A 10,259-nucleotide genomic window follows, 5' to 3' on the forward strand; every position below is an offset into this window, starting at 1 on the left:
AGGCCCTCCACACCTCATGACGGAAGGTGGACCATGGGCGATATCTTCGCCGACTATGACGTCCTCGGGGCGGTGTGGGTCACCATTCAGCTCTCGCTGCTCGGGACGGCGGGGGCGATGGTGCTGGGGACGATCATCGCGATCCTGCGGGTCTCCCCGGTGGCCGTCCTCCGGGGACTCGGCACCTCCTACGTCAACATCTTCCGGAACCTGCCGTTGACCCTGCTGATGGTGTTCAGCATCCTGGGGCTGTCCTTCATCCTCCGGTTGTCCGTCTCGGACGACTTCGCCCGCAACGCCTTCTGGTGGGCCGCGATCATGCTCGCCGTCTACCACGCGGCGTACGTCTGCGAGGCCCTGCGCTCCGGCGTCAACACGGTCCCGGTGGGTCAGGCCGAAGCGGCCCGGTCGATCGGACTCGGATTCGGACAGTCGCTGCGCGAGGTGATCCTCCCGCAGGCGTTCCGAGGCTCCATCGCCCCCCTCGGTTCGGTCATCATCGCGCTCATCAAGAACTCGACGGTCGCCGCGGTCATCGGCGTGGGCGACTCGGCGGGTCTGCTCCAGGTGATCACGGAGAACGAGGGTGCGAGCCTGCCGACGTTCTTCTTCTTCGCCATGGTGTTCGTGATCCTCACCCTCCCGATCGGACTCTGGACCACGTCCCTCTCACGGAAGCTGTCGGTGAAGCGATGAGCACCCAGGCCGTCCTGTTCGACGCCCCGGGCCCCAAGGCCCGCCTCCGCCACAGGATCTTCACGGTGATCGGTGCCCTGATCGCCGTCGGCATCGCCTACGTGGTCTACATCCAGTTCGAGGCCGCCGGCCAGCTGCAGGCGTTCATGTGGGAGCCGTTCGTCACCGATCCGGAGGTGTGGACCTCCTACCTGATCCCCGGTCTCAAGGGGACGTTCACCGCGGCAGCCATCTCGATCGTCCTCGCGGTGATCTTCGGGCTGCTCTTCGGCATGGGTCGGCTCTCGCCGTTCGCCCCGCTGCGGTGGTTCTGCAGCGTGATCGTGGAGTTCTTCCGCTCGGTCCCGGTACTGCTGATGATGGTGTTCGCCTACTTCGGGTACTTCGCCACCTCGAACATCGTGCCCAACCAGCACGCGCCGCTGGCCGCGGTGGTTACCGCGCTCACCCTCTACAACGGTGCCGTCATCGCGGAGCTCGTCCGTTCGGGAGTCCACGGTCTGCCCTCGGGGCAGACCGAGGCGGGACTCGCGGTGGGGCTCACCCCGGGGCAGGTGCTGCGCTCGATCCAGCTCCCCCAGGCGCTCACGGCCATGCTCCCGGCTCTCGTCGGCCAACTCGTCGTCGTCCTCAAGGACTCCGCACTGGGGTACGGAATCACCTACCTGGAGCTGCTCAACTGGTCCAAGACCCTCGGCTCCGCCTACGCCAACACCGTTCCCGCGTACATCGTGGCCGGCATCCTCTTCGTGATCATCAACTACACGCTCACCAAGCTCGCCGTCTACCTCGAGGGGCGTCTGAAGAAGCGCCGCGCCAGGGCCTGACCACCGCAGGGCGCGACCCGCGTCAGGACCCGTGCGCAAGAGGGCCCCGCCGGAATCCGATCCGGCGGGGCCCTCGTCCGCTGTGGTGACCTCGTGGGAGGCCGACGGGGTCAGCTCACTTCGGTGGCATCCGGATGCCACCGTCGACGCGCACGGTCTGCGCGTTCATGTAGGGGTTGGTGAGCAGCTCCATGACCATCGACGCCAGCTCGTCGCCCGAGCCGAGGCGCTTGGGGAACAGGACGCTCTCGCCCAGCTTGGCCTTGAACGCCTCCGAGTCGGGGCCCTCGCCGTAGATCGGGGTGTCGATGAGGCCGGGGGCGACGGTGTTGAGGCGGATCCCGGCGGCCGACAGGTCACGGGCGACGGGCAGGGTCAGGCCCACGATGCCGCCCTTGGACGCGGAGTACGCGGCCTGTCCGATCTGTCCGTCGAACGCGGCGACGGACGCCATGTTGACGATCGCGCCCTTCTGACCGTCGTCGTCGGCCTCGCCGCGGGACATGGCCGTGGCGGCCAGTCGAAGCATGTCGAACGAGCCGATGAGGTTGATGTCGATGACCTTGCGGAACGAGTCGATGTCGAAGGCCGAGGCGAACTCGCCGTCCCGGCCGATCGTGCGCTGCGCCCAGCCGATGCCGGCCGAGTTGACCAGGTAGCGCAGCGGACCCAGCTCGAGCGCGGCCTCGACGGCCTTGATGTTGTCCTCGGTCTTGGTCACGTCGACGGCCACGAACACGCCCCCGACCTCGCGTGCGAGGGCCTCGCCCTTCTCGGCGTTGAGGTCGGCGACGACCACCTTCGCACCCTGCGCGGCGAGCTGACGGACGACGGCGGCGCCGATTCCCGACGCACCGCCCGTGACGATTGCACTTGCTCCGGAGATATCCATGGCTGAACCGTAACAAGCGGACGTGATCGAGACGGGCGTCACGGGTCGCTCAGCCGGAAATCACCCGGCCGAACCGTCGACCACCACGTCCCAGCGGATGCCGAACCGATCCCTGACCTGACCGTAGTGGTCGCCCCAGGGTGCCACCTCGAACGGCATCGCCAACTCGCCCCCGCCGTCGGAGACGGTGGCGATGAAGGCGCGGGCCTCGTCGGTGGTGTCGAAGGCGAGCAGGAACGAGTAGACGTCATTGGCGAGCAGGGGCAGGTCCTCGCCCATGTTGTCACCGCCGGTCAGGGTGATGCCCGGAGCCTCCAGCGTCGCGTGCGCGACTGATCCGGGGGGAGGGGTCCCCGGGAAGCCCTCCATCGGCGGCATCTCGGCGTAGGTCATCAGATCGAGTCGACCACCGAAGAGGTCGCGGTAGTACGGGAACGCCTCGGAGGCGTTGCCCGGGAAGGAGATGTAGGGGCTGGACTGCATGGCCATCGCGGATCCTCTCGCGTGCGCGCCCCGGCCCGTGCCTGAGGCGTTCTCCGCATTGTCGACGCTAGCCCGCGCACTTACCGGAGTCACGAGAAAATCCTCTCCGACGTTCCGGCCGCCGACGGGTCGCGGTCCGGGCGGCGGCTATCGCCCGGAGAGCGCGAGGAGTCGCGCGCGGGGGTCTGCACCGATAGGGGCCGCGCGGGCCTCTGCGAGGACGTCGAAGGACCTCATCAGCTCCAGCACCTCACGGGCGTGGTCCAGGCACCACCCGGCCAGTTCGTCCGCCTCGGGTGAGTCCCACGTCGACGGGTCGAGGTCGTGAGCGTGGACGAGCAGTTCGACGATCCGCAGGGCGAGCAGGTCCCGCACGGGGATCTCGGCCAGGCGGTGGGGGACCGGTGCGTCGGCGTCGGGGGCCCTGGCCAGTTCCTTCCGCAGACCGGCGGACGTGCGGTAGAGCGCCGGCACCGGCTTCTCGCCGGCATGGTCCGTGGTGCGGGTCCAGGCGATCTCCGATTCAGGCAGCCGCGGGAAGTAGGCCGCGTACCGCAGCCCGCCACCGAGGACGTGGTTGGCGCAGTCGCGACGGGTCCAGCCGGGGCACGCCTCGCAGTCGCCGTCGAGCCCGCCGGCGAGTGCGCGGCCGAACAGTGCGGTGGCGGCATCGAGGACGGCCAGGTGGGTGTCGGGCAGCGGATTCGTGGTCACGGGAGCTCCTCAGGAATGTCCGGGCCCCACAGTAGGTTGATCGTGTCGTCGTGAACAGCACGTCGCGCACGGCACCGGGCGCGCCCGAACGGGTCGCGTCCGCCAGTCCACCAGAAAGGAACCGCCGCCACCATGAGCCCGCAGACCTCCGGCGCAGCCGAGACCCGGGAGTTCCAGGCCGAGACCCGGCAGCTGCTGGATCTGATGATCCACTCGATCTACTCCAACCCGGACACCTTCCTCCGAGAGGTCATCTCCAACTCCTCCGACGCCCTGGACAAGCTGCGGCTGGCCGCGCTCCAGGACTCCTCGCTGGGGGTCGACACCTCGGACCTGCACATCGAGTTGATCCCCGACGAGCAGGCCCGGACGCTGACGATCCGGGACAACGGCATCGGGATGTCCCGCGACGAGGTGGTGGACCTCATCGGAACGCTCGCCAAGTCGGGCACCGGTCAGATGCGGGAGGCCCTCGCCGCGGCCCGCGCGGCACAGGAGTCGGGCGAGGCCAGCGAGCAGGTCACGGCGGACCTCATCGGCCAGTTCGGCATCGGTTTCTACTCCACGTTCATGGTCGCCGACGCGGTCACGCTGGTCACCCGTAGGGCCGGCGAGACCACGGGCACGCGCTGGACCTCGGGCGGCGAGGGCACCTACACGATCGAGGAGGCCCCCGACGCCCCGCAGGGTACCTCGGTGATCCTGCAGCTCAAGCCCGCCGGCGGGGACGCGGCGCTGCCCGACTACGCCGCGGAGTCCACGCTGCGCCGGGTCGTGCGCACCTACTCGGACTTCATCGCCTGGCCGATCCGCATGGAGGTGGAGCGCCCGGCGCCGGAACCGACGGGGGACGACGACGAGGGCAACGACCCGGGCGCGGAGAACACCCTCACCGAGACCGTCACGCTCAACTCCCAGAAGGCGCTGTGGACGCGGCCCCGCTCCGAGGTGACCGACGAGGAGTACGCCGAGTTCTACCGCCACGTCTCGCACGCGTGGGACGAGCCGCTGGAGACCATCACCCTCAAGGCCGAGGGGACGTTCGAGTACCAGGCACTGCTCTTCCTGCCCACGCAGGTGCCGTTCGACCTCTTCTCCCCGGACACCAAACGCGGAGTTCAACTCTACGTCCGAAGAGTGTTCATCATGGACGACTGCGAGGAACTGGTGCCCCCGTTCCTGCGCTTCGTCAAGGGCATCGTCGACGCCCAGGACCTCTCGCTCAACGTCTCGCGCGAGATCCTGCAGCAGGACCGCCAGATCCGTGCGATCCGCAAGCGCCTGGTCAAGCGGGTGCTGCAGACCATCGAGCAGATCAGGACCGACCGTCCGGAGGAGTTCCGCGCGTTCTGGAAGAACTTCGGCGCGGTCCTCAAGGAGGGCCTGATCTCCGACGTCGACGCCCGAGAGCAACTCCTCGCCGTGAGCACCTTCGCGTCCACCCGCGCAGCCTCCGACGATGCCACCGGGGGCGACGACGACGAGGTGGGCACCACCATCGCCGAGTACACCTCCCGCATGGCCGAGGGGCAGGAGGAGATCTACTACCTCACCGGTACGTCCCGCGCGGCGGTGGAGAACTCCCCGCACCTGGAGGCCTTCCGGGCGCGGGGCGTCGAGGTGCTGGTACTCACCGACCCCGTTGACGAGGTGTGGGTGGACGCGGTCGGCGAGGTCGACGGCAGGCGCCTGCGCTCGGTGGCCAAGGGCGACGTGGACCTGTCCGGTATCGGCTCCCCCGCCGAGGAGGAGAAGGACCAGGCGGATTCCGCGGAGTTCACCGGGCTGCTCGAGTGGTTGGGCGAGGAGCTGTCCGACGAGGTCAAGCAGGTGCGGCTGTCGCAGCGGCTCACCGAGTCCGCGGCATGCATGGTGGGCGACGAGTTCGACATGACCCCGCAGCTCGAGGCCATGTACCGGGCCTCTGGCATGGAGCTGCCCGCGAGCAAGAGGATCCTGGAGCTCAACCCCTCGCATCCTCTGGTCGAGCGGCTGCGGTCGCAGTACTCCGAGGACCCGTCGGCACCGGGCCTCGCGGACACGGCGCGGTTGCTCTCGGGTGCGGCCGTCCTGGCCGAGGGGGGGACGCTCGCCGACCCTGCCGCCTTCGCCAAGCTGCTGGTCGACCGGATCTGACGCCGGCGGTCCCTTCGCCGCCCCGCGGGCACCCGGTTCTGGTCCCGCGGGGCGGTGGTCCTCGGTTCGCGGTCCTCAGTTCGCAGTCGGGTGGGCGGACGGCGTGGTGATCGTGCCCCCGCCCCAGTACCCGCAGGCCACCCCGATCAGGCCGCCCAGCGCGGTCTCCACCGGGGTGTGGTGGCTGATCCGCACCCGTGCCCACGCCACTCCGGGCACCAGAACGAGGAGTCGCCAATAGCCGGGTGAGATCTCGCGGGCGAGCACCGAGACGACACCGGCCAGCACAGCGGTGTGGAACGACACCTTGACGCGGGTGGTGGCCGCGCCGGCGACGCCCAGAGCCACGAGGGCCGCCCGGGTCATCCGTCGTAACTCGACAGGCGCCTCGCGGCGATGTTGGGCCACCATCAGGGTCGCCACCGACCCGGCGATGCCGGCGATGACCAGCGGGCGGTCCTCCCGCCGGGTGACGTGGTGATCGGACAGGGCCTTGCGTCGCACTCGCCAGGCGATCGCAGCCTGGGGTACCACTCCCAGCCCCGCCGCGGTCGCCACGCCCCAGCCTGGCGAGCCCACCCGGTGCCCGAGGTGGAGCGAGCCGGCCGTGAGCACCACCCACGGGGCGAAGACCTCGGTCAGAACCCGCTCCGGAGTAGCCGCCCACGCGTCAGGCGACTGAGCTGCGGCAGCGCACACGGGCGCGTCAGACGACAAGGGACTCAGCCCACAAGAGATTCGGCCAGGCGCAGGGTGGCGGCGTCGAAGAGCACGAGCGTGGCGGCCTCGACGGTGGTCGGGGTGGTGGCGATACTGTCCAGCGCGGTACGGACGGCCTCGTCGCGCGGCCACCCGTAGGCGCCGGCGGAGATGAGTGGGAACGCCACGGTGAGCGCCCCGAGCTCGTCGGCCACGGCGAGGGAGTTGCGGTAGCAGTCGGCCAGCCGCTGGGCGCCGTCCCGCGTACGACCGTGCACCGGCCCGACGGTGTGGATCACCCACCGGGCGGGCAGTTCGCCGGCCCCGGTCGCGACCGCCTGCCCGGTGGGGAGCCCGTCAGGGAACCGGGCGGCGCGCAGTTCCCGGCACTCCCGCAGGACCTCCGGGCCGCCCGAACGGTGGATCGCCCCGTCGACGCCACCGCCTCCCAGCAGTGTGGCGTTGGCGGCATTGACCACCGCGTCCGCCGGCAGTCGGGTGATGTCCCCGTGGTGCAGGAGGACCCGGGCGTGGGTGCTCATCACGACTCCGGACGCGAGATCAGCGGCGGGGAGTAGTCGAGGCGGTCGACGAGCCACATGATCGTGGCCACCTCGCCCACCCAGGCCAGGCTCACGCACCAGCCGGCGAGGACGTCGCTGGGGAAGTGCACCCCGAGATACATGCGGGTCACGCCGACCGCGGGAACGTAGGCGCTGGATCCCGCGATCACCGGGTACCGCCACCCGGTGGGCCACGCGAGCACGCAGGCGCAGCCGGCGAGCGCCGCACTCGCCATGGCGTGCCCGCTGGGGAACGAGTAGCTCTTCTCCTCGACGATGTGGGTGAAGAAGGTGGGACGGTCGCGCCGGTACATCAGTTTGAGGACCGAGTTGATGATGGTGGACCCGACCAGGGACACCGTGAGCAACGCGGCCGGTCGGCGGCTGCCCCGCACGTAGGCCAGGTAGCCGGCGGCGGCGAGCGCGAAGACCGGGACGGCGGTGACGCCGCCGAGTTCGGTGACCGCCCTGACGATCCGCGTGGTGCGCGGGGTGTGCCGCCGGCGCAACCACAGCATGACGGGCCGGTCGAAGGGCAGCTTGGCACCGGAGCTGATCCGCTCGGCCAGTTCGACGAACCCGATGACCGGCAGTGCGAAGCCCGCGAACGCGACGCCGAATATCGCCCAGGTCCCGCGCGGAAGGGGCACCTGGCCCCTGTCGACGATGCTGCCCAGGACCCCGTCCGAGGGGGTCAGTGGGCGCAGGACGTCCTTCGCCGTGGCCAGGGCCCGGGTGCGCCGGGAGGTCGTCGTGCGCGGCATGCCCACACCCTAGGCAAGGTCGCGCAGCGGCGGGGGATCCCCGCGAACAGTGACACCGCGCGCTCCCCGCGGGCCGTGTCTACTGTGGATCGTGTCGACCCGATCAGCGGAGGACGTATGACCCAGACCCGTGTGGAACGAGACCTGCTCGGTGAGAAGGCGGTCCCGGCTGACGCCTATTACGGGATCCACACCGTGAGGGCCGTCGAGAACTTCCCCATCGACTCCACGACCATCAGCGACATCCCGGACTTCATCCGCGGGATGGTCATGGTCAAGAAGGCCGCCGCGTTGGCGAACCTCGAGATGGGCGTACTGGACCCGGACGTCGCGGACGCCATCGTCGGTGCGTGCGACGAGATCCTGCTGGACGGTCGCTGCATGGACCAGTTCCCCTCGTGCGTCTACCAGGGCGGGGCCGGTACCTCGGTGAACATGAATACCAACGAGGTGGTGGCCAACCTCGCGCTGGAGCGGATCGGCCGACCCCGGGGTGCCTACGACGTCATCAGCCCGAACGACGACGTCAACCGTTCGCAGTCCACCAACGACGCCTATCCGACCGGTTTCCGGATCGCCCTGTGGCACTCCCTCGAGCGGCTCGAGCCGGCGATCGTCGCGTTGCGGGAGGCCTTCTACGACAAGTCGGAGGAGTTCCGCGAGGTCCTCAAGATGGGCCGGACGCAGCTGCAGGACGCCGTCCCCATGTCGATGGGCCAGGAGTTCGGTGGGTTCGCGGTGACCCTCGACGAGGAGCTCCACGTACTCGGCGCGGCGGCCCGGATGCTGCTCGACGTGAACCTGGGGGCCACGGCCATCGGCACGGGCGTCAACACGCCGCCCGACTACCGGCGTGCGGTCGTCGAGCACCTGCGGGTGGTGACCGGTCTACCGGTGACCGGGGCGATGAACCTCATCGAGGCGACCAGCGACACCGGCGACTACGTCAACGTCCACGCCGCCCTCAAGCGGACCGCGTCGAAGGTGTCAAAGATCTGCAACGACCTGCGGCTGCTGTCCTCCGGCCCGCGCGCGGGTTTCAACGAGATCAACCTCCCGGAGCTCCAGGCGGGGTCGTCGATCATGCCGGCCAAGGTGAACCCGGTGATTCCCGAGGTGGTCAACCAGGTCTGCTTCAAGGTGATCGGCAACGACGTCACGGTGACGATGGCCGCCGAGGCGGGTCAGCTGCAGCTCAACGTGATGGAGCCCGTGATCGCGCAGGCGATGTTCGAGTCGATCTCCCTGCTCACCAAGGCGATCGAGACGCTCACGGAGAAGTGCGTGCGCGGAATCACGGCCAACGTCGAGGTGGCCCGCCGCAATGTCATGGACTCGATCGGCATCGTCACCTATCTCAACCCGGTGATCGGCCACCACAACGGTGACCTGGTGGGTCGTGAGTGCGCGCGCTCGGGCCGTGGCGTCCGCGAGGTCGTGCTGGAGATGGGCCTGCTCTCGGCGGAGGAGGTCGACGACATCCTGTCCCCCGCGAACCTGCTGCGGCCCCGGTACAAGGGCAAGTCGAGTGGGCAGCTGGCAGCGGCCCCGCCCGACGACCTGTCGGACCCCACCTGAGACGCGGATGGCCCCGACCACCCGAGGGGGTGACCGGGGGTTCTCCGGTGTCGGTGGAGTCGGGTCAGGCGCCGTTCTCGACGGGGCCGACCCGTCCGATGCTGCTCACGGCGAGCTGGCCGATCGAGCTGTCGAACCCGAACGACTGCTCGAGAGCGGCGGTGGAGCCGGAGATGAAGCCGTTGATCGCGGCGGACGAACCGACGGTGAAGTCGAACTGGGCGAAGAAGTCGGCGAGTGCCTTCAACATGGTGTGCCTCCTGGTGGGCATCGGCGCGGTCTGTGCCGCGTGGGCGGACCGTGTGCCCGTCTCTACCTGGTCTATCTGCGGTAGGCGCCGGGACGTTAGCCCCGGAACATGGTGAAACCTGTTACCGCAGCGGCTAACGTCGGGGTATGAGTTCTCCCACCACCCGTGTCGTCGCGGGCCGCCAGATCACGTTCCCGGTCCCTGTCGTCTCCGCCTCGATATCGGGCGCCGCATTCCTGTCGCGGACAGCCGTCGCCCGGCGGCTCATCGCCGCCGGGCCCCAGTCCGCGGTCCTCGATTCCGCGGGGGCCGAGCCGGTGTCCCTCCCGGGTGGCCGTACACCGGTCACGATGATCCACGTCCGTTACCACGACGTCCCGGGCAACGTCCTGGGTGGATACCACGAGGTGGGGTTGGCATTCCAGGTCAAGGTCCCGGGAGTCGGGGTCCAGCAGCACATCCACGAGTTGCCGGTCGACCAGGACTTCACCCTCGCGGCGGGCAACGAACTCTGGGGCTTTCCCAAGTGGAAGGGCGACATGGTCGGGACGGCCGGTGGAGCCCTGGACGACGCTCGGCTGGGAGCCGTCGGGTCCTCGGGAGCCGGTGGCATCGACCTGAAGCTCGACACCCGCCTGGGAGTGCCGCTCCCCGGCC

Annotated in this window: 12 protein-coding genes; 5 read left to right on the forward strand and 7 right to left on the reverse strand. The window is 69.4% G+C overall.

All coding sequences use genetic code 11. The features are described 5' to 3' along the window. The first annotated feature begins 33 nt into the window (after window positions 1-33). Entirely contained in the window at window positions 34-696 is a 663-nt protein-coding gene (locus G6027_RS10510; protein WP_182637132.1) for an amino acid ABC transporter permease, read from the forward strand. Beyond that, window positions 693-1,523, forward strand: coding sequence for an amino acid ABC transporter permease (locus tag G6027_RS10515; RefSeq protein WP_182637133.1), 831 nt, complete (start codon window positions 693-695; stop codon window positions 1,521-1,523). Before G6027_RS10510 ends, G6027_RS10515 begins: the two co-directional genes overlap by 4 nt. Before the next feature lie 115 nt (window positions 1,524-1,638). On the opposite strand, the gene G6027_RS10520 is transcribed toward G6027_RS10515, so the two are convergent. The 3 genes from G6027_RS10520 to G6027_RS10530 all read right to left on the reverse strand — a co-directional run bounded on the left by G6027_RS10520 (window position 1,639) and on the right by G6027_RS10530 (window position 3,612). Then, window positions 1,639-2,415 (reverse strand): SDR family NAD(P)-dependent oxidoreductase, encoded by a 777-nt coding sequence (locus G6027_RS10520; protein WP_182637134.1) that lies wholly within the window; start codon window positions 2,413-2,415, stop codon window positions 1,639-1,641. A 60-nt stretch (window positions 2,416-2,475) separates the two neighbouring features. Continuing rightward, window positions 2,476-2,904, reverse strand: a complete 429-nt coding sequence (locus tag G6027_RS10525) for a VOC family protein (RefSeq protein ID WP_182637135.1) — start codon at window positions 2,902-2,904, stop codon at window positions 2,476-2,478. Window positions 2,905-3,045: 141 nt separating this feature from the next. After that, a complete protein-coding gene (locus G6027_RS10530) occupies window positions 3,046-3,612 on the reverse strand; it encodes a maleylpyruvate isomerase N-terminal domain-containing protein (RefSeq protein WP_182637136.1) in 567 nt (188 codons plus the stop codon). Between the two features lie 132 nt (window positions 3,613-3,744). Here G6027_RS10530 and htpG point away from each other — a divergent pair, with 132 nt between their 5' ends. Beyond that, window positions 3,745-5,748, forward strand: coding sequence for a molecular chaperone HtpG (gene htpG / locus G6027_RS10535; RefSeq protein ID WP_182637137.1), 2,004 nt, complete (start codon window positions 3,745-3,747; stop codon window positions 5,746-5,748). A gap of 75 nt (window positions 5,749-5,823) precedes the next feature. On the opposite strand, the gene G6027_RS10540 is transcribed toward htpG, so the two are convergent. From G6027_RS10540 to G6027_RS10550, 3 genes are read right to left on the reverse strand one after another with little or no spacing between them, the layout of a single operon-like run. After that, entirely contained in the window at window positions 5,824-6,465 is a 642-nt protein-coding gene (locus G6027_RS10540; RefSeq protein ID WP_241727023.1) for a hypothetical protein, read from the reverse strand. 5 nt (window positions 6,466-6,470) lie between these two features. Beyond that, window positions 6,471-6,989 carry an O-acetyl-ADP-ribose deacetylase gene (locus tag G6027_RS10545; protein ID WP_182637138.1) on the reverse strand — a complete coding sequence of 173 codons (519 nt, stop codon included), beginning with the start codon at window positions 6,987-6,989 and terminating at the stop codon, window positions 6,471-6,473. After that, window positions 6,989-7,774, reverse strand: a complete 786-nt coding sequence (locus G6027_RS10550) for a phosphatase PAP2 family protein (RefSeq protein ID WP_182637139.1) — start codon at window positions 7,772-7,774, stop codon at window positions 6,989-6,991. Before G6027_RS10550 ends, G6027_RS10545 begins: the two co-directional genes overlap by 1 nt. 117 nt (window positions 7,775-7,891) lie before the next feature. Between G6027_RS10550 and aspA the strand changes: the two genes are divergently transcribed. Beyond that, on the forward strand, window positions 7,892-9,352 hold the full coding sequence (aspA, locus tag G6027_RS10555; RefSeq protein ID WP_182637140.1) for an aspartate ammonia-lyase: 1,461 nt from the start codon (window positions 7,892-7,894) through the stop codon (window positions 9,350-9,352). Between the two features lie 64 nt (window positions 9,353-9,416). On the opposite strand, the gene G6027_RS10560 is transcribed toward aspA, so the two are convergent. Next, window positions 9,417-9,602 carry a hypothetical protein gene (locus G6027_RS10560; protein WP_179523718.1) on the reverse strand — a complete coding sequence of 62 codons (186 nt, stop codon included), beginning with the start codon at window positions 9,600-9,602 and terminating at the stop codon, window positions 9,417-9,419. A gap of 146 nt (window positions 9,603-9,748) precedes the next feature. Here G6027_RS10560 and G6027_RS10565 point away from each other — a divergent pair. Further along, the coding region (locus G6027_RS10565; RefSeq protein ID WP_182637141.1) for an acetoacetate decarboxylase family protein at window positions 9,749-10,259 on the forward strand (511 nt) is incomplete at its 3' end.

This window comes from Dietzia sp. SLG310A2-38A2, assembly GCF_014145095.1.
Classification (GTDB): Bacteria; Actinomycetota; Actinomycetes; order Mycobacteriales; family Mycobacteriaceae; genus Dietzia.